This is a genomic window from Arthrobacter sp. 179 (assembly GCF_052379645.1).
GTDB lineage: Bacteria > Actinomycetota > Actinomycetes > Actinomycetales > Micrococcaceae > Arthrobacter_H.
This window is the reverse complement of record NZ_JBQSYU010000013.1, coordinates 69712-95217: the sequence shown is the minus strand read 5'-3', so window position 1 is coordinate 95217 and position 25506 is coordinate 69712. Positions and strand designations below refer to the sequence as shown.

General features: G+C 67.9%; 22 protein-coding genes. 9 read left to right on the top strand and 13 right to left on the bottom strand.

Annotated elements, in window-relative coordinates; genetic code table 11:
• The 4 genes from ACT3UE_RS09735 to ACT3UE_RS09720 form a co-directional block, all read right to left on the bottom strand.
• Positions 1-938 (bottom strand): cytochrome b/b6 domain-containing protein (locus ACT3UE_RS09735; RefSeq protein ID WP_444566632.1); only part of this gene is annotated, 938 nt, incomplete at its 3' end.
• Positions 939-993: 55 nt separating this feature from the next.
• On the bottom strand, positions 994-2001 hold the full coding sequence (locus ACT3UE_RS09730; protein WP_444561334.1) for an electron transfer flavoprotein subunit alpha/FixB family protein: 1008 nt from the start codon (positions 1999-2001) through the stop codon (positions 994-996).
• A gap of 11 nt (positions 2002-2012) precedes the next feature.
• Positions 2013-2777, bottom strand: coding sequence for an electron transfer flavoprotein subunit beta/FixA family protein (locus ACT3UE_RS09725; protein ID WP_444561333.1), 765 nt, complete (start codon positions 2775-2777; stop codon positions 2013-2015).
• 2 nt (positions 2778-2779) lie between these two features.
• Positions 2780-5296: a GcvT family protein gene (locus ACT3UE_RS09720; RefSeq protein ID WP_443382937.1), complete on the bottom strand. Its 2517-nt coding sequence runs from the start codon at positions 5294-5296 to the stop codon at positions 2780-2782.
• A gap of 380 nt (positions 5297-5676) precedes the next feature.
• Between ACT3UE_RS09720 and ACT3UE_RS09715 the strand changes: the two genes are divergently transcribed.
• Both ACT3UE_RS09715 and ACT3UE_RS09710 read left to right on the top strand, forming a co-directional pair.
• Positions 5677-5841, top strand: a complete 165-nt coding sequence (locus tag ACT3UE_RS09715) for a CopG family transcriptional regulator (protein ID WP_443382934.1) — start codon at positions 5677-5679, stop codon at positions 5839-5841.
• Positions 5841-6557, top strand: coding sequence for a VOC family protein (locus tag ACT3UE_RS09710; protein ID WP_443382932.1), 717 nt, complete (start codon positions 5841-5843; stop codon positions 6555-6557). The genes ACT3UE_RS09715 and ACT3UE_RS09710 overlap by 1 nt, the downstream gene beginning before the upstream one ends.
• Before the next feature lie 33 nt (positions 6558-6590).
• On the opposite strand, the gene ACT3UE_RS09705 is transcribed toward ACT3UE_RS09710, so the two are convergent.
• A complete protein-coding gene (locus ACT3UE_RS09705; RefSeq protein WP_443382930.1) occupies positions 6591-8084 on the bottom strand; it encodes an MDR family MFS transporter in 1494 nt (497 codons plus the stop codon).
• Between the two features lie 221 nt (positions 8085-8305).
• On the opposite strand from ACT3UE_RS09705, the gene ACT3UE_RS09700 reads away from it, so the two are divergent.
• Both ACT3UE_RS09700 and ACT3UE_RS09695 read left to right on the top strand, forming a co-directional pair.
• Positions 8306-8845, top strand: coding sequence for an NUDIX hydrolase family protein (locus ACT3UE_RS09700; protein ID WP_443382927.1), 540 nt, complete (start codon positions 8306-8308; stop codon positions 8843-8845).
• Between the two features lie 3 nt (positions 8846-8848).
• Entirely contained in the window at positions 8849-9766 is a 918-nt protein-coding gene (locus ACT3UE_RS09695; protein WP_443382925.1) for a DUF6707 family protein, read from the top strand.
• A 6-nt stretch (positions 9767-9772) separates the two neighbouring features.
• Here the strand turns inward: ACT3UE_RS09695 and ACT3UE_RS09690 are convergent, their stop codons facing one another.
• Positions 9773-10840, bottom strand: a complete 1068-nt coding sequence (locus tag ACT3UE_RS09690; protein ID WP_443382923.1) for an FUSC family protein — start codon at positions 10838-10840, stop codon at positions 9773-9775.
• Between the two features lie 140 nt (positions 10841-10980).
• Here ACT3UE_RS09690 and tgt point away from each other — a divergent pair, with 140 nt between their 5' ends.
• Positions 10981-12297: a tRNA guanosine(34) transglycosylase Tgt gene (gene tgt, locus ACT3UE_RS09685; RefSeq protein ID WP_444554216.1), complete on the top strand. Its 1317-nt coding sequence runs from the start codon at positions 10981-10983 to the stop codon at positions 12295-12297.
• Here tgt and ACT3UE_RS09680 read toward each other — a convergent pair.
• From ACT3UE_RS09680 to ACT3UE_RS09670, 3 genes are read right to left on the bottom strand one after another with little or no spacing between them, the layout of a single operon-like run.
• Entirely contained in the window at positions 12294-13964 is a 1671-nt protein-coding gene (locus ACT3UE_RS09680) for a DUF6297 family protein (RefSeq protein ID WP_444554192.1), read from the bottom strand. The genes tgt and ACT3UE_RS09680 overlap by 4 nt on opposite strands.
• Entirely contained in the window at positions 13961-14650 is a 690-nt protein-coding gene (locus tag ACT3UE_RS09675; RefSeq protein ID WP_443384289.1) for an ABC transporter ATP-binding protein, read from the bottom strand. The genes ACT3UE_RS09680 and ACT3UE_RS09675 overlap by 4 nt, the downstream gene beginning before the upstream one ends.
• A 25-nt stretch (positions 14651-14675) precedes the next feature.
• Positions 14676-15404 (bottom strand): queuosine precursor transporter, encoded by a 729-nt coding sequence (locus ACT3UE_RS09670; RefSeq protein ID WP_443384288.1) that lies wholly within the window; start codon positions 15402-15404, stop codon positions 14676-14678.
• Positions 15405-15563: 159 nt separating this feature from the next.
• On the opposite strand from ACT3UE_RS09670, the gene ACT3UE_RS09665 reads away from it, so the two are divergent.
• The 3 genes from ACT3UE_RS09665 (at position 15564) to ACT3UE_RS09655 (ending at position 20917) form a co-directional block, all read left to right on the top strand.
• Complete coding sequence (locus tag ACT3UE_RS09665) at positions 15564-16277, top strand: TetR/AcrR family transcriptional regulator (RefSeq protein WP_443384287.1); 714 nt, start codon at positions 15564-15566, stop codon at positions 16275-16277.
• Between the two features lie 9 nt (positions 16278-16286).
• Entirely contained in the window at positions 16287-17114 is an 828-nt protein-coding gene (locus ACT3UE_RS09660; RefSeq protein WP_443384286.1) for a hydroxymethylpyrimidine/phosphomethylpyrimidine kinase, read from the top strand.
• Positions 17115-17557: 443 nt separating this feature from the next.
• Positions 17558-20917 carry a S8 family serine peptidase gene (locus ACT3UE_RS09655; protein ID WP_444554193.1) on the top strand — a complete coding sequence of 1120 codons (3360 nt, stop codon included), beginning with the start codon at positions 17558-17560 and terminating at the stop codon, positions 20915-20917.
• Between the two features lie 111 nt (positions 20918-21028).
• On the opposite strand, the gene ACT3UE_RS09650 is transcribed toward ACT3UE_RS09655, so the two are convergent.
• Genes ACT3UE_RS09650 through ACT3UE_RS09640 form a run of 3 tightly spaced genes read right to left on the bottom strand, consistent with a single transcriptional unit; the run spans position 21029 to position 23567 of the window.
• On the bottom strand, positions 21029-21847 hold the full coding sequence (locus ACT3UE_RS09650; protein ID WP_444566631.1) for an enoyl-CoA hydratase/isomerase family protein: 819 nt from the start codon (positions 21845-21847) through the stop codon (positions 21029-21031).
• Positions 21844-23442 (bottom strand): aldehyde dehydrogenase family protein, encoded by a 1599-nt coding sequence (locus ACT3UE_RS09645; RefSeq protein WP_444566630.1) that lies wholly within the window; start codon positions 23440-23442, stop codon positions 21844-21846. The genes ACT3UE_RS09650 and ACT3UE_RS09645 overlap by 4 nt, the downstream gene beginning before the upstream one ends.
• Positions 23439-23567, bottom strand: coding sequence for a hypothetical protein (locus ACT3UE_RS09640; protein ID WP_443384065.1), 129 nt, complete (start codon positions 23565-23567; stop codon positions 23439-23441). The genes ACT3UE_RS09645 and ACT3UE_RS09640 overlap by 4 nt, the downstream gene beginning before the upstream one ends.
• A gap of 175 nt (positions 23568-23742) precedes the next feature.
• Between ACT3UE_RS09640 and ACT3UE_RS09635 the strand changes: the two genes are divergently transcribed.
• Positions 23743-24642: a LysR family transcriptional regulator gene (locus ACT3UE_RS09635; protein WP_444566629.1), complete on the top strand. Its 900-nt coding sequence runs from the start codon at positions 23743-23745 to the stop codon at positions 24640-24642.
• Positions 24643-24726: 84 nt separating this feature from the next.
• Here the strand turns inward: ACT3UE_RS09635 and ACT3UE_RS09630 are convergent, their stop codons facing one another.
• A complete protein-coding gene (locus ACT3UE_RS09630) occupies positions 24727-25416 on the bottom strand; it encodes a PepSY domain-containing protein (protein WP_443384063.1) in 690 nt (229 codons plus the stop codon).
• Positions 25417-25506: the final 90 nt, after the last annotated feature.

The window sequence follows — 25506 nt, the reverse complement described above, 5'->3', positions numbered from 1 at the left end:
CGGCGGGTGACCTTGCCGGTGAGCTGGGCGACCGGCTGCAGGAACAGCGGCCGGGCGGCGATCCAGCCGGCCACCACGACGATCGCCGCGACCACGAAGATCCAGAACCCCACCCAATTGACCACATCGGGGCCCTGGCCGCTGTACATGTAGTTGAGGTTCCGGCGCATGCCGGTGGTGAAGACCAGGACGACGTGCACGAAGATGAACACGACGAAGTAGAACATCACCGGCAGGTGGATGATCCGCGCCAGCAGGACCGGATAATAGCGGTTGATCTTCCACTGGGTGGACCACAGCGAGGACATCCGCACCCCGGTCACCACCGCCAGCGGCGCGGCCACGAAGATGGTGACGAAGTAGGCGAGCAGCTGGATGCCGTTGTAGTTCTGCCAGGCCGATTCCATCGGCCACTCCAGCGACAGATACTGCAGCCCCGCCGAGATGGCCTGGGGGAAGACATCCCACCCCGTCGGGATGATCCGTTTCCAATGCCCGGTGGAGAAGACCAGGACGTAGAAGACCACCCCGTTCAGGATCCATAAGCTGCCCAGGCTGTAGTGCAGCCACAGGTAGATGCTCATCTTGGCCGGTGGATTCTGCCGGTTGCGGGGCCCCACCGTGCGGGTCCAATAGGCTTCCGGGGTCCGTTCGGTACGCACCATCCACCCGGCGCGGATGATCAGGATGATCAGGAAGAAGTTGAAGAAGTGCTGCCATTGCAGCCACCAGGGGAAACCGTCGGCGGTATCCGTGGTGGCCGGGGGCTGGCCCGGATACTCGGCGAGGAACCCCTGTCCGGCGGAGCTGCCCAGATACCATCTGGCCCCGAGGACGGCGGCGGCGAGCGCCACGACCACGAGGGGGCAGATCCAGACCAGTTTGAACCATTTGGACTGCCTGAAACCCGAAACAGGCCGCTGGGCCGGTGTTCTCATTGCGCTCCTCTGCCTCACCTTCGCCCCGGCTCCATGGGGTCACCGGGTCCGCCCATCATCCCCCGGACGACTCCCGCCGCCGTAGTGCGGCGGTCAGGGCCGGTACCACCTGGTGCAGGTCCCCGATGATGGCGTAGTCGGCCTGGGTGACCATGGGCGCATCGGGGTCGGTGTTGATGGCCACGATCATCTTCGCCGATTGGCAGCCAGCCCAGTGCTGGACGGCGCCGCTGATGCCGCAGGCGAGATAGACCTCCGGGGAGATCCTGCTGCCGGTCTGCCCGATCTGTTCATGGTGGGGGCGCCAGCCGAGGCTGGTCACCACCCGGGAGGCCCCCAGGGCGGCGCCGAGCTGGTCCCGCAGCTGAAGCAGGTCATCGAAGCCATCCGCGCTGCCCACGCCGCGGCCGGCCCCGACCACCACCCGCGCCCCGGTCAACGTCGAGGTGGCATCGGGGGCGCCGGTTTCGACCCGGACGACGGCGGTGACCAGATCGGCGTCGGAGAGTTCGGGCTCGAATTCGTGCCAGACGGGAGCCGAGGCGTCATCGGCCGCCACCGGGTCCACGGCATGCCCGGCGACGGTGAGGACCCGGGGTGCACCGTCGAGCCGCATGTGCTCGAAGACGCCCCCACCCATCACCTGGCGCGAGAGGACCAATGGTTCGGTATCGACGATCCCCACGACGTTGGCCGCCATCATCGCCCCTGCCCGGGCGGCCACATGGGCCAGGACCTCGCTGCCGCGCGGGGTTCCCGCAGCCAGCACGTAGGCGGCCGGCACCGCTCCGAGGGCGGTCGCCCAGCCGCTGGCGCCATAGCGTTCCAGCCGTTCGCCGGCGGCATGGTGGATGGAGTCCACTCCCTGTTCGGCCAGTTGGGCCGACAACTTCTCCTTCACCCGTTCCTGCGCTTCGGGGCCTCCGGCCGAGGCCTCCCCGGCCCCCAGGGGACCAATGATCAGTGCCTCGACGGTTTCGCCACCGAGCCGGCCGGCCAGTTCCCGCGCAAAGGTCAGGGTCTCCAGCGAGGTGGGGGTGGCTCCGTCGCTGCCGGTTTCCACGAGGACCAGAATCATCGGTTCAACACCCCGCTGCTGGCCAGGATCTCGACCAGTGCCGGGACCGCATCGGGCCCCTCACCCAGGATCTGGACCGTACTGGGTTTCGTCGGGGGCAGCGTCAGCTTCACCCGGCCGGAGCCGATCGGCTCGATCAGGGGGTCCTTGCGGTCGATGCTCAGTCGCTTGGCCTTGAGGCGGCCGCGGATCGAGGGGTAGCGCGGCTCCACTCCCCCCTCCTGCACGGCCATCACCGCGGGCAGGGGGACCTCGAACACGTCGGTGCCCTGCGGCCCGGCGCCCCGGGCCAGCACCGAGGATCCGTGGATCTCCGCGGTGTTGATCCCGGTGAGGACCGGCCGGCCCAGGGCGAATCCCAGCCGGACGCCGACCTGGAAGTCACCGGTATCGGCGGCGTCGTTGCCGACGAGGATCAAATCGTAGGCGGCCGGCGAGGCGCGGACCTCCGCGGCGATCGCGGCCGCCACATCGGCCGGCCCGTAGGATTCGGGGTCCGCGGTGATCAGGGTGGCTGCACCGGCCCCCAGCGCCACCGCGTACCGCAGTTGTTCGGCCGCCTCCGCGGTACCGAGGCTGAGCACCCGTACTTCACCGCCGGTGTCCCCCGCCAGCCCGACGGCGAGCTCGATCGCGCATTCGTCGTGTTCGCTCAGCGTATGGCCGACATGGCGGGCGTCGATGCTGTGCCCATCCTGGCTCAAGAGGATCTCCCCGGCGATTTCCGGGACCCTTTTGATGCAGACCAGCAGATTGACCATTTTCAGCTCCTGATTCTGAGGTTCTCGGGGTCGAAGACGGCGGTCGCATCGGTGGCGACCACGCTGACCGGATAGGAACGGCCCAGGTAGTCCACGGCCAGCCGGGTTCCCACCCGCGCTTGCGCCGGGGGAAGGAAGCTCATCAGCAGATGCACGCCCAGCGATGGCGCCGATCCCGCCGAGGTGACATAGGCCCCGCGCCCGTGCGCGTCGATCAGCGGTTCCCCCTCGGGACCGGTGACCGCTTCACCGCCGAGCATGTAGCGGCGCACCCCCGCCTCGTCCCGGTGATCGTCCACTTGCAACGTGCACAGGATGCGCGCCGGGTCCTGGGAGCGTTGGCGCAGATAGGCGTCGCGGCCGATGAAGTCCTGGGCCTTCACCCGCGGCCGCATCATTCCGGTCTCCACGATGGTCCGCTCCGCGTCCAGTTCCGCACCGAACGCCCGGTAGCCCTTCTCCAACCGTCCGGTGGTCCCGTAGACCCCGTTGCCCACCGGCACCAGGCCATCCTCCCGGCCGGCCTCGGCCAGCAGCGACCAGAGCCGGGCCCCTTGCTCCATCGGCACATACAGCTCCCACCCCAGTTCCCCGACGTAGGAGATCCTCGAGGCGTGGACCTCCAGGGGGCCGGCTTCCAGGGGCCGGCAGCGGGCGAACCTGAAGCCCTCCGCTGAAATATCGGAGTCGGTGATCCGGCCCAGGACGTCCCTGGCCCGCGGGCCCCAGAGGCCGATGGTGGTCAGTTCGGAGGTGCGGTCGACCACTTGGGTGGTGGCCGGATCCACCCGCCGGTCGGAGAACCACTTACGGTCGATGTTCCCGCTGCCGCCCCCGGTGACCACCCGGAAGTGTTCCTCCCCCAGGCGCATGATCGTCAGGTCGGAGCGGAAACCTCCGCGCGCGTCCAGCACCGGGGTGTAGATGACCCGTCCGGTGTCCACGTCCATCTGGGCCACCGCGACCCGCTGCACCGTGGCGAGTGCCCCCGGGCCGAGCACGTCGAAGATGGCGAAGGCGGAGAGATCCACCATCCCGGCCCGCTCCCGCATCGCCAGGTGTTCGGCATTGATGATCGGTGACCACCACCGCGAATCCCATTCGGCGGTCCGGTCCATGACCGCGTCGCCGTATTCGGCCAGCAGTGGCGCATTCGAGGCGTACCATTGCGGCCGCTCCCAGCCGGCGGCCTCGAAGAAGGTGGCTCCGAGCTCCACTTCGGCCTGGTGCATCGGGGCCAGGCGGACCCCGCGGTTGCTCAGCCACTGCTCGGACGGGTGCACGATGCCGTAGGTCTTGTGGAAGCCCTCCTCGACACGGGCCTTCACATGGGTGCGCGTGCGTTGGTGCGGATGGAAGCGGGCGATGTCGGCGGCGTGCGTATCGTATTCGGGGGTTCCGGTGGTCATCCATTCGGCGATCATCCGTCCGACGCCGGGGCCTTCCTTGATCCATACGGCCGCCGCGGACCACAGCCCGGCCACCTCGGGGGTCTCCCCCAGCAGCGGGCCGCCGTCGGGGGTCAGTGAGAGCAGCCCGTTGATGGCATACCTGATCTCCACCTGGGGGTTGCCCAGGATGTCGGGCATCAGCTCCAGGGCCTGTTCCAGTTGTCGGTCGAAGTCGTCTTCCGTGAACGGCATTTCGGTGGGTGAAAGCTTGGACTGGGCGATGGAGGGGATGTCTTCGGCGTCGTGCAGGATGGGCCGGTGTGCGTAGGAGCCGATCTCCAGATCACCGCCGTGCTGGCGTTCGTAGCATCCGGTGTCCATGTCACGGATGATCGGGAAGGAGATCTCACCGCTGGTGTCGGCGAACTGCGGAACCGGTCCGACGCTGATCATCTGGTGCACCGTGGGGCTCAGGGGAATGGAGGCCCCGGCCATCCTGGCCAGTTTCGGCGACCAGACACCGCAGGCGATGACGACGGTATCGGCCTCGATGGTTCCGGCGTCCGTGTGCACCCGGCGGATTCGCCCGTCCTCGACCTCCATGCCGGTCACCTCGACCGTGGGGCAGACCTGCAGCGCCCCGAGCCCCAGGGCCGCCTCCCGCATCAAGGTGCCCGCCCCCTGGGAGTCGACGACCCCGACCCCGGGGGTCCAGAAGGCCCCGCGGATGATCGAGGGCTCGAGATAAGGCACGCGGTCGACCACGGCTTCCGGGGTGACCATCTCCGATTCAATGCCCCAGGCCCGGGCCGAGGTCAGACGCCGGTGGAGCTCCTGCATCCGTTCGGCGGTGCGCGCGACCTCGAATCCGCCGGATTGGGTGAAAACGCCCATTTCCTTGTACTGGCGGATGCTGTCGGCCGTCAGATCGGTGATTTCGCGTGAATGGTCCACCGGGAACAAGAAGTTCGAGGCATGCCCGGTGGACCCGCCCGGATTCGGCATCGGTCCCTTATCGAGCTGGACGATATCCCGCCACCCCAGGCGGGCCAGGTGGTGGACGATGGAATTGCCCACGATTCCGGCGCCGATCACCACTACTCGTGCACTCGCGGGAACCGTACCCATGACGCCACCTCTATCGGCCGTCGTTCACTGACGCGGCGGGCAGCTCGGGCCACCGTGCATGAACCGCCGTAGCTGAACCATTGCGCGTTTGGCGGTCGCCGTCAAGGGGTGTGTCCCCGCGTGGGCATCTCGCTGAATCCGGGGTGGGCGTGGGAGGCTTCGCCGCGTTCGGGCCTGGCGATGAACCGGGCGATCTCGCGGGGCTTGGATTCCTGTCATTGAGCGTGCGGATCCGATGGTACAGCGCGTAACGGTTGGTCCCGTTGAGTCGTTCGCGGCCCGGGTCAGGCCCGTGAATTCCCCGCCCTTCCGAGGCAGGACCAGCAGAATCGGCCACCAGGGTCTATGCGCAAGCAAACTACTTTGCTAGCATCCTAATCATGCCCACTGAAGCCACCCCGGATCCGGACCGGAAGGTCCAATTCAACGTCTACCTGCCCGCCGGACTGGTGCGGGAGATCAAGCACGCGGCCATCGACGCCGAGACCTCCCTCTCGGCCTATGTCGCCGAGGCCCTGACCGGACACCTGAAGGAGAAGAACTAATGCTGCGCCTGGCCCCCATCCGGTTCACCGACCACATCGGTCCCTGGACCACCCTGCTCGAGGCCCTCGGCCTGGCCCACGCCGTCGACACCGACGGCTGGCATGAGTTCGACGCCGCGTCCGGCCGTGTCCGGCTGCACGCCACCGACGCCGATCACCCGGCAGGGACCACGCTGCTGTCCTTCGAGGTCGGCGATCTGGAGGAATTCGCCCGGCGCACCCGCGCTGCGGGAACCCCGGTGGAGGTCACCGAGGAAGCCCACGGCAGCACAGCCACCGTCACCGGCCCCGATGGCCTCGCCTTCCCCGTCACCGTCCAGGCCTCCCGCCCCGAACCGGCAGCGGCCGACCCCGACGTCCAGGTGCTCGTGCTGTGGATGACCCCCGAGCCGCAGGGTCCCGCCGAGACCCTGCGCCATATCGGCGCGCGTCCCCGCATCGCCAGCGACAGCGGCGGCTGGGTCCAGTTCCAGGCCAAGAACGGCGGGCTGGTCGCCACCCATTCGGGCCCCCGGGCCTTTGCCACGCTCAGCTTCGGGTACGACGGCGATGCCGAGGCCCTGCACACCCGGCTGCGGGAGGCGGGATTGGACGCGAGTCTGATCGACGAGTCCTATGGACGCACCGTGCTGGTGGGCAACCCCGATGGAGGGGAGCCGATCTGGATCAACGAAGCCCAGCAGGATCTCTACGGCTACCACCGGATCGCCGACTAGCCGCGGGGCTGGAGGAGTCCGGGGGGCCCGACCCTACTCGGAGGCCCCGTCCCGGTCCCGACCATCGAGGAACAGACTGAGTACCACCAGGGACAGGCTGAGGATCGCCGCGACGAAGAACCCGCTGCGGAATCCGGTCACCTGCGCCTCGATCCCGGTGGCACCGGCCAGGGCCGAGGTGGCCGTCCGCGAGGCCAGGATGCCGACCAACAGGGCGGTTCCCGCCGCCCCACCGAGCTGCTGCAGGGTACTGAGCACCGCGGAGCCATGCGAGTGCAGGCGATGCGGCAACGGGTTCAGGGCCGTGGTGAAGGCCGGGGTGAAGATGAAGGCAAAGCTCAGCGACATGCCCAGATACAACGTCAGCACCCACCAGATCGGGGTGTCGGAGGCCAGTCTGGAGAAGGCGAACATGACCACCGAGAGCAGTGCCGTCCCCGGGATCAGCAGGGGGCGCGGACCGACCTTGTCGTACATCCGGCCCACCAGGGGCGCCAGCAGGCCCATGAGCAGCCCGCCGGGGAGCATCAACAGCCCGGTGCCCAGGGTGTCCACGTCCCTCACGTTCTGTAGGTAGATCGGCAGCAGGATGATCACCCCGAACAGCGACACCATGGCCAGGACCATCAGGGACAGGGCGAGCGTGAAGTTCCGGTAGGTGAAGGGCCGCAGATCCAGCAGTGCCGTGTCGCTGCGCTGCAGACGCAGTTGCAGCACCGTGAACGCAGCCAGCGAGACGAAGGAGACCGCGAGCGCCACCAGGGCGCCGACTTCCGGGCCCTGCCCGGCCCCTTCGCTGCCGCCACCGATCCGGCTCAACCCGTAGACCAGCCCGCCGAAGCCGGGAACGGCCAGCAGCAGGGAGGGGATGGACAGCGGCATGGAACCGGCCACTGCCTCCCGGGGCAGCCGACGGGCCCCGGCGATGAGGGCGACCAGGGCGATCGGCAACACGATCAGGAACATGAACCGCCAGGACAGGTACTGCAGGATCAGCCCGGAGATGGTGGGCCCGATGGCCGGGGCGACCGAGATCACGATCGACACATTGCCCATCACCATCCCGCGACGGGCGGCCGGCACCAGGTCCAGGACGGTGGTCATCAGCAGCGGGAGCATGATCGCGGTGCCGCTGGCCTGGATCACCCGGGCCCCCAACAGGACCTCGAAGCCCGGGGCACAGCTGGCCAGCAGGGTCCCCGCGGAAAACAACCCCATGGCCAGGGTGAAGACGGTGCGCAGCGAGAAACGCTGCAAGAGGTAGCCCGTGGTGGGGATGACCACCGCGGTGGTCAGCATGAACGCGGTGGCCAGCCACTGCACGGCGTCGGCGCTCACATCGAAGGCGACCATCAGCCGGGGCAGCGCCACGTTCATGATCGTTTCGTTGAGGATGACCACGAAGGCCGAGACGAGCAGCACACCGATGGTCATCTTCGCGGCGGGGTCCAGCCGGTCATCGCGGACGACGGTGGAGCCAGCGGGGTCGGAGTGTCCCGGGTCCAGCGGGGAGTCTTCGGAAAGCACAGGGGGTCCTCTGGTTGATCGGCCGCGCCGGTCGGCGCCGCCGGGTGCATCGGTGGTGGGGTGAAGGCCCGAAGAAGTGATCGAGGGTTCCGAACCACGATAAACCATCACGTGACCCGGCAGTTTGACCAGTGATCCACCCCACAGCCCTTTTCCGTCAATCCGTCACGTCCCGGAATGGGGGCGTGAAGTGTCGGGGTGGATGCGATAAACATGGGGGTATGAACGTTCGTACCCCGGACCCCAATCCCGGCTGGCTCTCTGAAGAAGACCTCTATGAGGCCCGGCAACGCCTGCCCATGCTCTACGTCGAAGCGATTCCGGTCCGCTTGGACCCGCTGGGCTATGTCAACGAGGTCGGTCTGCTCTACACCGCCGACGCCGCAGGGCACTTCACCCGCACCTTCGTCTCGGGTCGGGTCATGTACCGCGAGACCATCCGCGCCGCCCTGGTGCGCCACATGGAGAAGGACCTCGGCCCGCTGGCGATGCCGCAACTGCCGTTGAGCCCCGTGCCCTTCACCGTCGCCGAGTACTTCCCCTCCCCCTCGGAAACCGGGCTGACCGACGAACGCCAGCATGCCGTGGCCCTGGCCTATGTCATCCCCGTCCGGGGCGAATGCAGTCCCCGCCAGGACGCCCTCGAATTGACCTGGCTGACCCCGAGCGAGGCCCTGAGCCCCTCCATCCGTGACGAATTCGCCGGTGGCCGCGCCAACATCCTTCGACAGGCGCTGGCCCATGCGGGCTGGTGCGAGTAGGTAGTGACCTTGCAGCATGACTACATCCGGGCCGTTCGCGCCGAAAAAGTGGCTCCGGGAAACCGGTTCATCACCCGTACGGGGTCCCCGAGCCTGCCGGTGACCGGCGTCCGGACCGTTCCGGACAGCTTCGGCACCCCGGCCTACATCGAAGCCACGCTGGACAACGGCCAGAAGGTCACCATCGCCCATGGCTCGACCATCCGCGTCCACACCGTGGAACCACCGCCGGAGGCCACCCTGGATGAATTGACGGTGATCCCCGTGGAGGACGGCTCGCCCGAGGCCATCCTGATCTCCATCGCCCGCGAATATCCGTGGGACCAGCGGGTGCTGGCCCCCATCGCCAAGCTCAGCCGCGGTTTCAACCCGAAATCCGGGGCCCAGCTGGAGGACGTCCGCGATCTGGCCCATCTGCTCTTCGTCGAGCTCGACGACCAGCCGAATGTGTGGCGGGCCCTGGGCGTGTTGACGGAACTTCCCTTCGACGGGAACTTCGGGCGGTGGAAGTCCATCCAGTCGGCTCTGGCGATTGCCGCCTACCTCGCCGCCACCGACGGGGACTCCGAGGCCTCCCACCGGTATTCGGAATCGTTGCGGGTCACCGACCACATCGAGGAGGACCCGCTGAAGGACAAGCTCACGGCCGAGCTGCGCCAACGCCAACTCGACGAGCCGAACCTCTTCGACCGCGAAATCCACCGGGCCACCGCCGCCGGTGACTTGGTGGCCATCCGCTCCTGGCGGATCGAGCGGCTCGACGCGCTGCTGTATCTGCTGGCACACGGCGGGTCGCGGGCGCTGACCCGCGAGGAGCTCCAGCGCATGGTCGACAACGAATTGGAGACCTTGCGCTCCATCGACGGACCGGGACAGCAGGAGGCCGCGCAGGCGGCCGACGACGCCGACGCCCCCGACTGACCCGGTTCAGCCGACGGGCGCAGCGAAGGGCAGGCGTCGGCGCAGTGCCGAGCCTGCCAGGGCGACGGCCACCCCGATGACCGAGCCGATGACCGTTTCCAGGATCCGGTCGTAGAGCAGTTGCGTGCTCATGCCCGCCACCAGCGAGATGCCGACCAGGGCGAGCGGGGTGACGCAGACCTGCGCCCAGAAGTAGTTCCGTGTGATGAGCATTTCCGCGCCGAACTGGGCCAGGCCGAGGAAGAGGATGATCATCCACGGGCTCGGTTCGGCCAGGATGATCAGTGCCATGACGCCCAACCCGGTGAGCGTGCCCAACACGCGGTGCAGCCCGCGGGCGATGCGGTGGCGGGTGGTGTGTCCCACGAGGGGGACGACGGCGGCGACCATCGCCCAGTAGGGGTGGCCGGTGCCCAGCACCGGGGCCACCAGCAGGGCGACCGTCCCGGCCAGCCCCGCGGCCACGAGGTACCCGATGGATTCCACCTTGATGGCCAGCTGGACCGCGGGGCTCTGCGGCCGCAGCCCGCCGACGTTCCACGGGGTCCGCCGTCCGGCGGAGACGCGTCCAAGCTGTCCGAGGAGCACGCACGACGTCACCGTGGCGATCGCGGTGACCAGGACCATCCCGAGCCCGGGGATCTCGGGGATGGAGGCGATCGCGGCAAAGCAGAAGATGTGGAACAGGGAGCCGGCGGGCCGCAATTGGGCGAATCCGGTGGCCAGCGAACACGCCCAGGCCACCAGGGTCGTCAGCCCCACGATCACCCATCCCCCGGCCGGGGAATCATGGTCGACCAGGAGCACGTTCACCGCCCAGGCGGCACCGATGAGCACCACGAACAGCACCCCGGCGCTGGCCTGCGAGCGCAGCCGGTCGCGGTGGCCGGGAACGCGTCCGAAGATCCCGGTGAAGGCCCCGAAGATCGCGAAGATCGCCAGGTCCAGCCGGCCCAGGCCCAACAGCACAGCCAATGGCAGGAACACTCCCAGACCGCAGCGCACCCCGATCCACGGGTCCTTGTCGCCGGGTCCCAGCGTCAGCAGTCGACGCAGCGTCAATGAGTCGTCCACTGCTCTCCTGGGTTGGTGTCTGCATCCACCCTATGACCCGCCGGCCCGCGGTCGCGGGGTCATCGCTGGCGCGTTCGTCACAACGTCCCGTCGGCATGGGGCAAAATGGTGGGGTGTCTGAAACCGATTCCCCTCCTGACGTGACGACCGCCGCCTCCGCCCCCGAGGCCCCGGCGTCGGACCCCGCGATCGCCGTGGCCCCGCATCCACGCCAGGACGCGTTCTCCTTCGAGGTCGGCACCCGGCTGACCCACGCCGACGGATCCGCCTCGCTGGGACGCACCGGCACCATTCGCACCCCGCACGGGGACATCCGCACCCCGGCGTTCATCGCCGTGGGGACCAAGGCCACCGTGAAGGCCGTGCTGCCCGAAGCCGTGGCCGAGCTGGGGGCCCAGGCCGTACTGGCCAACGCCTACCACCTGTATCTGCAGCCGGGCTCGGACCTCCTCGACGCCGCCGGCGGGCTGGGGGCGTTCATGAACTGGCCCGGACCCACGTTCACCGATTCGGGGGGCTTCCAGGTGATGAGCCTGGGCTCGGGGTTCAAGAAGGTCATCGACATGGAAGGTGCCGCCGCCGCAGGGGGCGACGACACCGTGGCCCCCGGCAAGGAACGCCTGGCCAATGTCGACGAGGACGGGGTCTGGTTCAAATCCCACCTCAACGGGGACCGGCACCGCTTCTCCCCGGAGATCTCCATGGGCGTGCAGCACCGGATCGGCGCGGACATCATGTTCGCCTTCGACGAGCTGACGACCCTGCATAATTCGCGGGGCTACCAGGTCGAATCCCTGGAGCGGACCCGACGCTGGGCCGAACGCTGCATCATCGAGCACTTCCGGCTCACCGACGAACGTTTCCCCAAGCCCTACCAGGCGCTCTTCGGGGTCATCCAGGGCGCCCAGTATGAGGATCTGCGGCGCAAGGCCTGCCGGGATCTCGGGGACATGCCCTTTGATGGCTTCGGCATCGGCGGGGCCCTGGAGAAGGAGAACCTGGGCACCATCGTCGGCTGGTGTTCGGAGGAACTGCCCGAGGACAAGCCACGGCACCTGTTGGGCATTTCGGAGCCCGATGACCTCTTCACGGCCATCGAGAACGGTGCCGACACCTTCGACTGCGTCTCCCCCACCCGGGTGGCCCGCAACTCGGCGTTCTACACGGCCCACGGCCGGTTCAACCTCTCGGGACGCCGCTACCGCGCCGATTTCACCCCGCTGCAGGAAGGCTGCCGCTGCTACACGTGCACGCATTATTCCCGCGCCTACATCCATCACCTGTTCAAGGCGAAGGAACTGGTCAGCCACACGCTGATCTCGATCCACAACGAATACTTCGTGGTCTCGATGGTGGACCGGGCCCGTGAGGCGATCGAAGACGGTACCTTCGCCGCGTTGAAGGAGTCCACGCTGGCCGCCTATTACGCTGGCGCCCCCGACCCGCAGGGCCTCTAGGCAGGCCGGGGGCGGTACGTCCCGGCGAACCAAGCGCCCACCCCGAGGCCCACCGTGAGCACCAGCAGCACGGCGGGAATCGCTGCCCCCAGCACCGCCAGGGCCCACGGGACGACGGCGATCAGCATCAGTTCCGGCCCGTGGACGGCATGGCCGATGAGCGGCAGGGCGCCGCGGCCGAACATCTGGCGTTGCAACACCGCATCCCAATCCAGTTCGGGCCGGTAGGCCAGCCGCAGGGATCCTCCGGCCACGCCGATCCCGCAGAACACCCCGATTCCGATCAGCAGGATCCATTGTCCCGGCGCGCCCGGTCCGACCAGCGCCCACCCCAGGATGGCCCCGGCCAGTGCGCCCCAGGCGCTCAAGACGATCGCCGGAAGCAACCCGTGGGCCTTGCGCGCGGACTTCGCATCCAGGGGCAGCAGGGCGTCCAGCCCCGGCACCCGGGCCGCCTCGGCCGCCGCCACCCCGGCGGCCTGCCCGGCCAGGGTCGCCGATACCGCGATGGCCACGCATAGTACGACGGCGGTGCCCCCGCCGCGGGCGGTGACGGCCCCGGCCAGCAGGGCCAGACTGATCACCAGCCGGCCCCACACCGGACCGGTGCGCAGCAGGACCAGCGCTTCGGCCCGCAGCAGGGCCCCCACCGGGGCGCCGGTGAAGCGTGCGGGGATCATCCGGGGCCAGGGATCACGGACATGGCTGCGCCGGCGGGGGCCGTGGGCAAAGGAGCCCAGCAGCGACCGGGCGTCGAGCAGGGCCAGTGAGTTCCCCGCGTGTCCGCTGATTCCACCGGCCTCGAGCAGCTCCGAGGTGGGGATCCGCCCCAGCAACGGACGCACCACCGCCCAGCCCACCAGGGCCACCAGCAGCAGGGCCGCGGGGATGGCCCAGTTCCCCGTGGATGGCCACGCCGAGGGCAGGCCCGCCCAGATCCCCGGGGTCAGCAACCTGGCCGTTCCGGCGGCCCGGAGGATCGCGTCCACGGCGTAGGCTAGGACGATCAGGCCGCCCAGGACCCGGAGCCCCCTGCCGACCATCGGGCGCAGATGCAGGATCTGGCCGGCCGCCACCAGGAGTCCGACCAACACGAATTCGGCGCCCAGCGTGAAGCTGCCGGCGGCCAGTTCGCCCAGCGGCGGGCCGCTGAATCCGTTGTATGAGGCGGTTCCGGCGGAGAGGCCCAACGGCAGCCAGAGCACGGCGCCGACGATGAAGACCCAGACCAACCGGTTCCGCAGCTGCCGGGCGAGCATCGGCACCCGGTCCACCGGCAGCGAGAACCACCACAGGCCCTGGGCCCGGTCCACGGCCACCGGCCCCATCCGGCTCAGCAGGGACGCCACCCCCAGCAGGGCCAGCAGCAGCAGGGCCGAGCCGGCGTCGGCCCCCGGGACGACGGCGATGCCCTCGCGGACCAGGGATCCGGCGGCCGATGCGCGCATGCCCTGGGCCAGGAATTGGACGACGCCGGAGAGGTAGGCCAACAGGATGACGGCCCCGAAGAAGGTGATGTAGAAATCGCTCCAGCGGTCGGGCCGCTGCGCCCGACGGCGATCCCGGCGCAGCCGGTGGGTGGCCGCGACCGGGTCGAAGTCCGAGGGTGGGCCCCCGGGGACCCATGCTGGAAGGGACCGTCCCGCCCCGGAGGCGTGGACGCTCATGCTCCGCCGATGGCCGCGGCGCCTTCGGCTGCGGTGGCGAAACGCAGTCCCTCGTCGACGATCAGGCAATGGTCCACCACCGTGGTGAGCAGGATGGCGTCGTGGGTGACCAGCAGGACCGCCCCGCCATCGTCGATCCGGGCCCGCAACCTCACCGCGAGTTTCGCGCGCATCGGCGGGTCCAGTCGTTGTTCCGGCTCGTCCAGGACCAGTAGTTCGCTGGGCCGGATCATCCCGGCGGCCAGCAGCAGGCGGCGGCGTTGGCCCGAGGACAGGGCCCCGGGCAGGGCGTGGCGGGCCGTGGTGAGTTCGAAGAATTCCAGTTCCCGCTCCACGGCTTCCTGCCCGTCGGGGACCTCGTGCCCCGAGGCGATGAGCTGCAGGTGTTCCTCCACGGTGAGCGAATCGAAGAACGCGTCCTCGTCGAAGACCGCGGAGATCATCCGGCGGTGGATGTGGGAGGTGTCGTCGGTGAAGACCCCCAGCACCGAGGCCGTACCGGCCAGTGGGGGCTGACGGCCGATGAGGGTGCGCAACAGGGTGGACTTCCCCGCGGCATTCAGCCCGACGATCCCCAGGGCGTCTCCCCGGTCGAACACCAGATCCAGGGGTCCGCAGACTTCGAATTCGCCGTAACCGGCGACCAGTTCCCGGGCGGTCAGCAATGGGGCGTCCTGCGTATCCATACCGCCCAGCGTACCGGCCCCCGTCTCAGCTCCGGCTCTGGCCGTAGGTGGGTTCGTGGCGCTTGAACCAGCGGATCACCAGCGTGGTGATCGGCACAAAGAGGAACTCCACCCCCGTCTTGTAGACGAACCCCACCAGGACGTAGTTGATGAACTGTCCGGCGTCGGCGATGCCGATCACCGAGGCGGCGATCGAGCAGAAGATCAGGGTGTCGGCGAATTCCCCCACCCCGGTGGAGCCCATCAGCCGTCCCACCAGCCCCTTTTCCCCGAAGCGGTCCTTCATCTTCACCAGGACATATGAGTTCAGGGTCTGGCCGACCAGGAACCCGCACAGCGAGGCGGCCACGATCCGCCAGACCGGGCCCAGGGTCCGTTCCAGCTCCTGTTGACCGTGGTAGAAATCCGCGGCGGGCAACATGATGATCACCCAGAAGCAGAAGGTCGCGAACGCCGCCAGCAGGAAGGTGATGATGATCGCCCGACGGGCCGCCTTGAAGCCATAGACCTCGCTGACGACGTCGCCGAGGATGTACGCCAGCGGGAAGAGGAAGAAACCCCCGTCGGTGATGATCGGTCCGAAACTCACCCCCTTGGTCGCGCCGATGTTGGACAGGATGACCACCACGGCCATCAGGGCCAGCACGGCCGAGAAGTAGGGGCTTCCGGCGGAGGCGAAGACGGCCTGGCGGGCGCGTCCCGTCGTCGGTTCGGTGGGCATGGTGTTGACGGAGTCGCCGGAGGTGGCGGGCATGAGGTGGTTCCCCTTCTGGAAGTGGTTCGCCAGGCAGGGTGCTCCGGGTCGCCCCGGGTCCGCCGCCCGCTGTATTAGCACTTGACGCCTCCCATTCTCCCATGTCCACGGCCGGCCCGGGATTCCGGTCGCAAGCCGTGGACGAAATATATTTTGAACATGTTCAAAACTTGCTATGGTGGGCTTGATCCCGGCGATGACGAGGCAACGATGGAACCGAAGACCCATAAATCAGCCCTCACCCGGGCCCGGATCCAGACAGCCGCCCTCGCATTGTTCTCGCGCGACGGCTTCCACCGCACCACGATGCGTGCCATCGCGGCGGAAGCCGGGGTCTCCCCGGGCAACGCCTACTACCACTTCTCCTCCAAGGAGGATCTGGTCCAGGAGCTGGCCCGCGGGCTGATCGATGAACAGTTGCGTGCCGCCCGCCCACTACTGCTGTCGGGCAACAACCTGCAGGACAACATCCGGATCGTGCTGGATGCGGCCTTGGACGCGGTGGCCCCGTTCCACGATTTCGGTTCCGTGTTGATCCGCGCGGCGATGAGCCCCGACACCACCACCACGGCGGGTGTCACCCGGGCCAAGGAGTTCGCCCTGTGGCGCCAGGCGGTCGCCGCATCACTGCCCCGACCGCCCCTGGCGATCCGCGACGACCTGCCCGAGCTGCTCTGGTTGGTCCAACGCGGCCTGATCATCTTCTGGGCCTACGATTCCTCGCCCGACGCCGATCGCAGTCGCCGGCTGGCCGCGAATGCGGCGGCCCTGATGGCCCGCCTGGCCGTTCTGTCCAGGCTTCCGGTGGTCCGGCACATCATCGATGACGTGATCGGGGTCGTCCGCAACGTGCAACGCGACGAAACACCCTAAAATGAGAGCATGACTTCCACGCAACAGCATTCCTCCCCGGCCATCACGCTGACCATCGCCGGTTCCGAAGCCACCGGCGGGGCAGGGGCACAGGCCGACCTGAAGACCTTCCAGCAGCTGGGAACCTTCGGGATCACGGCCCTGACCTGCATCGTCTCCTTCGACCCGAAACAGGGGTGGGATCACCGTTTCGTTCCCGTGGAGCCCCAGGTGATCGCCGACCAGCTCGAGGCCATCCAGACCTGCTATTCCGGTCAGCTCGATACGGTGAAGCTGGGCATGATGGGCAGCCCGACCACGATCGACACGGTCGCGACCGCACTGCGGGCCCAGCAGTGGAAGAACGTCGTGCTCGATCCCGTCTTGATCTGCAAGGGCCAGGAGCCCGGACATGCCCTGGATACCGACCAGGCACTGAAATCCACGTTGCTGCCGCTGGCCACCTTCGTGACCCCGAACCATTTCGAGGCCGAATCCCTGTCGGGCATCACCATCGACAGCGTCGAGGACCTCGAGCGTGCCGCCCGCATCATCCACGAGGCCAGTGGTGCCGCGGTCCTGGCCAAGGGCGGAATCCGCCTGGCCGGCAGCGACGCCGTCGACGTATTCCACGACGGGACGACCACCGAGGTCCTGTCCACCCCCAAGATCGGCGAAGTCGCCGTTTCCGGTGCCGGATGCTCGCTGGCTGCCGCCGTCACCGCCGAGCTGGCCAAGGGGGCCACCCCGCTGGAAGCCGCCCGGGCCGCCAAGACCTTCGTCACCGCAGGTATCGAACACCGGATGGCCTCCCACGCGCCGTTCGACGCCCTCTGGCAGGGAGGCATCACCGCCTGACCGGCCCCGCGGCACGGTCGTGGCGACGACACCTCATCGAGGGGTCGTCGCCACGACTTTTTTGGCGGCCGCACCGGTCCTCGAGGTCCCTCCAGTGAACACTTTCCGCGGAAGTCCACACTTCGTGTGGTTTCGTGACACCGACTCATTGAAAGTTTGCGGCGACCAGCCCTCGGACCCTCCAGTGCCGACCTGCCGAGATCTGGGGTGTCATAGCCCCGCCCCGACTACCATCCGGTAGCAGCAAGGGCCTGCCCGAGCCGCTCGCGCACCCGCTCTTTTTTGACACCAAAACCGCGCCAACAGCGCCGTTCCGGCGCGATGGAAACTCTAAAGCAACTCCTTGACTTGTGACGACACTCACTTAGGCTATGGCGTGGGGCGCTCCGGGGTAACAGCCCCATCGGTGCCCCGAAACCGCCCAATCGGTTACAAGGAGCATCATGAATCACTCGCATCGGCCACGGCTGGCCCGTTCCGTCGTGGCTGCGGTCTCAGGCTTGGCCCTGGCCGCCACCATGTCGGTTCCCGCCAATGCCGCACCGAAAGACATCAATTCAACCCCCGGAAGCCAAGCAGAGGCCTTCGGGGGTTCCTCATTGGATCAACAGGACATCAAAACGCTGCAGGACCTGAAGGTTTCAGGGCCCATGGTCAGCAAGAAGGGCGAGGTCACCGCCTACGTCCAGTTCAGTGGCGAAGGCGCCTTCGCGGCCACCCAGCCCTCGAACGTGGCCCGCAGCAAGTCGGCCCCGGTCAAGAACAAGACCAAGGTCAAGCAGATCCGCAAGAACATCGAGTCGCAGGGTGCCTCCGCGGCGAAGGCCTCCAAATCGAAGGTCGTCTACACCACCACGAACGCCCTTCCCGGCGTCGCCCTGCGCGGGGACGCCGACGCCCTGCGCGCCCTGTCCAAACGTTCCGACGTCGTGAAGATCACCGCGATCGTGCCGAAGTCCCCGACCAACAAGGGCTCGGTCATCGACACCAAGGCACTCAACGCCTGGTCGGGTCTGGACCAGACCGGCGACGGGGTCACCATCGCCGTGCTCGACACCGGCGTCGACTACACGCATGCGGACTTCGGTGGTCCCGGCACCGTGGAGGCCTATAAGAAGGCACAGGCCTCCGACGACCTGCCCGGCCCCGACTCGGGGCTGATCGATCCGGATAAGTTCATCGGCGGTTGGGACCTGGTCGGTGACGACTACAACGCCGATCCCTCCTCCCCGACCTACCAGCCAGTCCCGAAGCCGGACGCCAACCCGCTGGACTGCCAGGCGGCAGGGCACGGCACCCACGTTTCCGGCAGTGCCGCCGGCTACGGGGTGGACGCCGAGGGCGGGACGTTCGACGGGGACTACTCCACGCTCGATGCCAAGGGCGTCTCCTCGATGAAGATCGGCCCCGGCTCGGCCCCGGAGGCCCAGCTCGTGGGCATCCGCGTCTTCGGCTGCGGAGGATCCTCCTCCGTGGTGGGCCAGGCCCTGGACTACGTCCTGGACCCCAACGGCGACGGCGACTTCAGCGACCGCGCCCAGATCGTGAACATGTCCCTCGGCTCGGACCACTCCCCCGTGGACGATCCGGAGAACGACATCGTCGATGCACTGGCGGAACTGGGGATCCTCTCGGTCGTCGCCTCCGGCAACGCCGGTGACGTGACCGACGTCGGCGGCTCACCGGGCAACGCCCGCTCCTCGCTGACCGTGGCCAACACGGTGGGCTCGAAGATCACCCTCGACGGGGCCAACGTCCTGACCCCCGATGACGTGGCCGGCACCGCCGCCGGACAGTATTCGGCCAGCTTCGACTACACCGATGCCTCCAAGGAGCAGCTCACCGGTGAAGTCGTCATGGCCGACCCCTCGAATAAGTTCGGTTGCGACGCCTTCCCGGCCGACACCGACTTCGACGGCAAGTGGGTCTGGATCCAGTGGGAGGAAGACGGCGACTTCCCCTGCGGTTCGGCAGCACGCTTCAACAACATCGAGGCCGCCGGCGGCGCCGGCGTCGTCCTGGATTCACCGCGCAGCGTGTTCGACGCCGGTATTGCCGGCAACGACAAGATCCCGGGCATGCAGCTCAATAAGGACTACTCCGAGAAGCTGCGTCCGGCCGCCGAAGCCGGCACGCTGAAGCTCGAGCTCGACAAGGACCTCATCGGAACCGCCTCCGGCGAATCCGGTGCCTTGGACACCTTGAACTCCAGCTCCTCTCGCGGGGTCCACGGTTCAAACGGCGTCGTCAAGCCCGACGTCGCCGCACCGGGCACGCTCATCGGCTCGGCAGGCGTGGGTACCGGAAACGGCCCGGCCGTGATGACCGGCACCTCGATGTCCACCCCGCTGACCGCGGGCATCGCCGCCCTGGTGGCCGGCTCCGGCAACTACAGCGCCTACCAGGTCAAGTCGATGGTGATGAACACGGCCACGGCCGACGTCACCGCCGATAACGGCGAGACCTTTGGTCCGAACCGCGTCGGCTCCGGTCGGGTGATCGCCGATGCGGCGATCAAGACCCCCGCCTACGCGTTCGCCACGGATGCCCCGGATCTGACGACGCTCTCGTTCGGCGTCGTGGAGATGGGCAAGAAGAAGATCAAGAAGACCAGCTCGATCACCGTGCAGAACACCTCCAAGTGGACCCAGCACTACCGTCTGGACTACGTGCCCTCGACCACGATCCCCGGCGCTTCGTATTCACTGAGCACCGATAAGGTCAGCATCCAGCCGGGCAAGTCCAAGAAGGTCAAGGTCACCCTGACGATCAAGCCCCAGAAGTTCGCCAAGACCATGGATCCGACCATGGAGAAGCAGCAGCTGGGCCTGAACCGCCAGTACCTCGCCGACGCCACCGGTCGCATCGAACTGCGCGCCAAGGGCCAGCCGGCACTGCGCGTTCCCGTCCAAGCCGCGCCCAAGGCGTCCAGCAACATGCGGGTGAAGGGCAACAACATCAAGACCAAGAAGGGCAAGGTCACCGCCCCGGTGAAGCTCAAGGGCAAGGGCCTGCTCACCGGCAACGGTGACGAGCGCGTCCTGTCCCTGGTCTCGGCGTTCGAGCTCGGTGCCACCAGCAAGAAGCTGCCCAAGGCCATCGACGAGATCCCGGGCGCCCGCGCCATGGATCTGCAGTATGTCGGTGCCGCCTCCGATGCCCCGACCAACGGGGTCTCCGACGGTCTGCTGAACTTCGGTATCAGCACCTACGGCAACTGGGCCCACCTGGCCGGCGGGACGGAGATCAACGTGGAAATCGACACCAACGGGGACGGCAAGCCCGACTTCGTCACGTTCAACACCAACGTCGATGGCCTCGATCTCGATCTGGCGGCAACGCAGGACCTGAAGACCGGTGAGCAGGTCGACCTCTGGCCGACCAACGGCCTGACCGGTGAGACGGACTCCAACACGTTCGACACCAGTGCCGTGAGCCTGCCGGTTTCGTTGGATGCCCTCGGGGTGTCCGAGGATTCTTCGGGCCAGGTCCAGTACCGGGTCAGCACGTGGAGCCAGTACAACGCCGATGAGTCCGGGGCCCAGGTCCCGGTCGACACCACCGACTGGATCGCCTACAACGCGGTCGATCCGGATCTGTGGTTCGAGGGCGCCGGAACCGGGACGGCCTTTGCCGACCTGCCGGGCCAGAAGCTCACGGCACACGTCCAGGACTACTCCAACGCCTTCCCGAAGAAGCGGATGATGGCGAAGAAGAAGGCCAACCAGGAAGAGGGCTTGTTCCTGCACCTGCACAACAAGACGGGCAAGAAGGCCCAGGTCGTGACCTTCACCAAGAAGTAACGGCTACATGAAAGCAGGGGCCGGCGGATTTCGATCCGCCGGCCCCTCCTTCATGAGCACCTGCTGTGTTGCGTTGGATCCGGCCGACCCGCGTTGCCTGCCGGGGACAGCTCAGCGGCCGGGCCTCCAGCCGAAGTCCGGGTCCCGGCGTTCCAGGAACGCGGCCACCCCCTCGTCGATATCGGGCCCGGCGGCCATTTCCGTCCAGGCCGTCTCCCAGGCACCGGCCAGCTCCGCCGGGTCCGTGGCCGGGTCGGTGGCCCGGTCGATGAGCTCCTTGGTGGTGTGCATCGAGTACCGCGACCGTGCGGTGAGCTCGGTGAACAGCTCCCTGACGGAGTCCTCGAACCCGTCGGCGGGTACGACCTCGGCGACCAGTCCCATCTCCCGGGCCCGCGGGGCCCCGAACGTCCGGGCGCTCATCAGCACGTATTTCGCCGTGGCCGGGCCCAGCAGCCGCACCAGGCGGTCGATGCCGGCCCGCGGGTAGATGATCCCCAGTTTGGCGGGGGTGATCCCGAAGGAGGCGTCGGTGGAGGCGAAAATGAAATCGCAGGCCGAGGCCAGCTGCCATCCCCCACCCATGCAGTGGCCCTGGACGACGGCGATGGTCGGCTTGCCGACCCGGGCGAGTGCCTGGTCCGCGGCGGTGAGGTGGTCGGTCCTGCCGTCCTGGTCCAGGATGACGTCGCGCAGCTCCCCGATGAACACCCCGGCGCTGAAGGTTCCCCCGGTCCCTCGTACGGCGACCACATCCACATCGGGGCGGTCATCCAGATCGGCCGCCGCGGCGGCGATGTCCTGGCACATGCCCCGGGTCAGGGCGTTGCGCTTGGTGGGGTTGACCAGCGTGATCGTGCCGACCCCTGCCTCGACGCCGACGGTGATCCCTGGACCGCTCGGCGCCGCGGCCTTCTCGGGGGTCTTCATGACCTGGTGCTGGACGGGCGCAGCTTCACGTTGATCTGCTTGGTCTGGGTGAAGCCTTCGAGCATGCCCTCCAACGAGACCTCGCGTCCCATGCCCGACTGCTTATACCCGCCGTAGGTCTGTCCGACTACCTGGCCTCCGCCCTGGTTGACCTGGACCCAGCCGGCCTGCAGCGAATGTGCGGTGTCCAGGGCGCGGTCCAGATCGTGGCTGAAGACATAGGCGGCCAGCCCGAAGTGGGTGTCGTTGGCCATTTCGATGACTTCCTCGCGGGTGTCGAAGGGGATAGCCATGAGCACCGGCCCGAAGATCTCTTCACGGGCCAGCCGGAAGTCGTTGCGTCCCCCGCCGAAGACGGTGGGCACATGGTAGAAACCACGGGTCAGTTCACCTTCGGTGGGGGCGCTGCCGCCCAGGAGCGTTTCCAACCCGCCCATCGAGCGGCCCTCGTCGAGGTACCCCGTGATCCCGGCATGCTGTTTGGCGTTGATGACCGCACCCATGTCGCTGGCTTCCTCCAGCGGGTCCCCGACCTTCATGGCGCCCAGTCGCGGCACCAGTTCGGAGAGCACCTCGTCGTACACCTCCCGGTGGATGAACAGCCGCGATCCGGCCGTGCAGCTCTGGCCCTGGCGGGCGAACCGCGAGGCGAGCAACAGCTGGTCCACCAGCTGGTCGTCCACGGCATCGGGGAAGACGATCGAGGGGTTCTTGCCGCCGAGCTCCATGGACATGTGGGCCAACCGTTCCCCGGCCTGGGCGGCGACGCCGCGGCCGACTTCGGTGGATCCGGTGAAGGAGACCTTGTCCACCCCCGGATGTTTGGCCAGCGCGTCGCCGATGACCGCCCCGCGACCGGTCAGCGCATTGAGCACACCGGCGGGCAGGTGCCGGTTGCAGACCTCGGCCAGTTTCAGGATCGTCAGCGGGGCGTCGTCGGCGGCCTTGAGGATCACGGTGTTCCCGGCGGCCAGGGCCGCCGGGATCTTGAAGCCGGCGATCATCAGCGGCGAGTTCCACGGCAGGATCGCGGCGACGACCCCCAGCGGTTCGCGCCGGGTGTATTGCAGCTGGTCATCGCCTGCGGGCAGGGTGGTGCCCTTGGATTCGCCGGCCACGCCGGAGAAGTAGCGGAAGAGGGAGACCAGGGAAGCGACTTCGGGACGGGCCTGGGTGCGGATCGCATTGCCGGTGTCCAGGGCGGTCAGCCGCGCGAATTCCTCGGTCTCCGCCTCGATGTCATCGGCGATCAGTGCCAGCGGGCGGGCCCGCCTGGTGAAGTGCTGGGCGGCCCATCCCCCGAATGCCCGGCGTGCGGCACCCACCACGCGTTCGACGTCGTCCACGGTGGAGGCGGGCACCCGGGCGATGACCGATTCACGCAAGGCCGGGTTGGTGACGTCGCGCCACTGCCCGGAGACCGAGTCCACGCGCTCCCCGTCGATCCACTGCGGCCAGTCCAGGATGTCGGCGCCCGTGGAGCGCGAGGCCTCCACGGAGGTGCCGGCGGCCTCGTTCGTGGCCGCGCGGGCAGCCGCCTGGGGGTCGGTGCCGGCGGCGCCGTTCGTGGTGGGCGGGGTGGTGTTCTGGCTCATGCTGCGCCTCCGATGGTCGATGTGTCGTTATCGCCGGTTGTGTCGTGATGGGTCCCGTCGACGAGCTGGACGATCGCCGAACAGTCCAACCCCTGCGTCCCATCCTGCATCAGAGTCTCGGACATTGACGAGACCTGTTCGGTCAGCACCCGCTCGGTGTTGGCCTGCCTGCCTGTCAGCGGTGATGCGGAGAGAGTCCCCCGCCCATGACCAGCATCACATGCTGCTACGGTGCACTCAAGCACCAAAAAGGCATAAGCGTTGTGCAGATATGCACATACCCGATGGATACGAGCCCCCATGAACAGATCCCCCAGCCCCGATGACCTGCTGATCCTGCTGACGGTCGCGCGGTTGGGTCGCTTCACCGCGGTGGCCGAGGCCCTGGAGACCACACACACCACGGTGTCCCGCCGCATCGCCGCCCTGGACCGGCAACTGGATGGCCGGACCCTGGATCGGACCTCCACCGGGTGGGAGCTGACCGATCTGGGGCACCATGCGCTCCGGGCCGCGGAATCGATCGAGTCGAGCCTGACGGAGCTCAAATCGGCGGTCAGCCAGCGCGGGGAGGAGGTGTCCGGCGTCGTGCGCGTCCATGCCTCCGATGCCTTCGGTGCTTATATCGCCGCACCGGCGATCGCCCGACTCCAGCAGGAGCACCCGCGGCTGAAGGTCGAACTGCTCAGTGCCACCCGTCGGGCCAGCCGCAACCGTTCGGGGGTCGATCTGGAGGTCGTCGCCGGGCGGGTGGAGGATTCGCGGGCCGAAGTCATGGTCCTCACCAGATACTTCCTCCGGTTGTTCGCCAGCCCCGCGTACCTGCACGACGCCGGAGAACCGGCGACCCTGACGGACCTGGCCCGGCACCGTTTCGTCTCCTACGTCGATTCGGAGCTGCAGGTCGCGGAGCTGGACTACCGCTCCTCCGGGCTACCGGTCCCGGCGGCGGCCTTCCAGGCCACCAGCATCTTCGCCCAGCTGCAGGCGGTGCGCGCCGGCGGGGGCATCGGCATGCTGCCTTCCTACGTGGTCCACCAGGACCCGGGGTTCGTTCCGGTCCTGGCCGATGACTTCGAACGGGGCATCACCTACTCGGCGGTGGCCCGTACGGAGTCGCTGCGCTCGCCCGGCGTGAAGGCGGTCGTCGAGGCGCTCCTGACAGAGACCCGGGGCCGTCGCAAGGCGCTCCGGTCCTGACCCTCCCCCGGGGTCAGCGCGGCAGGGCCCTTCATGACGCCGCCGCCTCCGGGGGGCGGGTGTCCATCCGGCAGTGGTACCGGGTTAGTCGTCCGCATCCTTGGAGTTCGTCAGGACGTCCCCGCTACCGGCATCGATCTGCACCTCGTGCTTGGCGCCGGCGTCGTCGATCAAATCGCCTTCCCAGACGGTCGTGCCGTGCTCGTCATCGAGGCCGAGTTCGGTGATGCGGGCATCCGGGACGGCATCGCGGAACTTCGCGGCAGCCTCCTTGAAGTCAACCTTGGCGGCGTCGACCCGATCCTGGTGCTTTTGCCGATCCTGCTCGTCGTCGTCTTCCGTGGAAGGCGAGCCGATCACGCTGCCGTCGTCGGCGGAGATGTCGACTTCGTGTTCGGTGCCATCGGAGGTCACGACCTGGACTTCCCACCGGGTCCCGTTCTCCTCGGTTTCAATCGATATCACCGTACTGTCGGAGACTTCCTCGAGGGCGGCGTCGCCGGCGTCCTCCAAGGAGATGCCCTCGCTGTCGGTGCTGCTGCCCGAAGCGCCCGCTTCATTGCCGGCGTCCGAGGATGGGGACATGGCCGGCTGGCTGGAGGACTCCGCTTCCGGGCTGGGTGCGGCGGAACCGTCATCTCCGGAGCCACCACCGGAACAACCGGCCAGTGCGAGCATGGTGACGGCCGAGACTGCGACGAGCTGCCGGGGGCCCCGAAGCCGTGCCGTGGTGCGTGGCGCTCCGGCCTGAATGCTCTCAAGATCCTTGGACATTTCGCCCTCCAATACTCAACGTGCTTGAACCGGCCAAACTACGCCGCCCGTCGACCAACGTCCAGTCATTTCGCTCGCGGCCGGATCCCC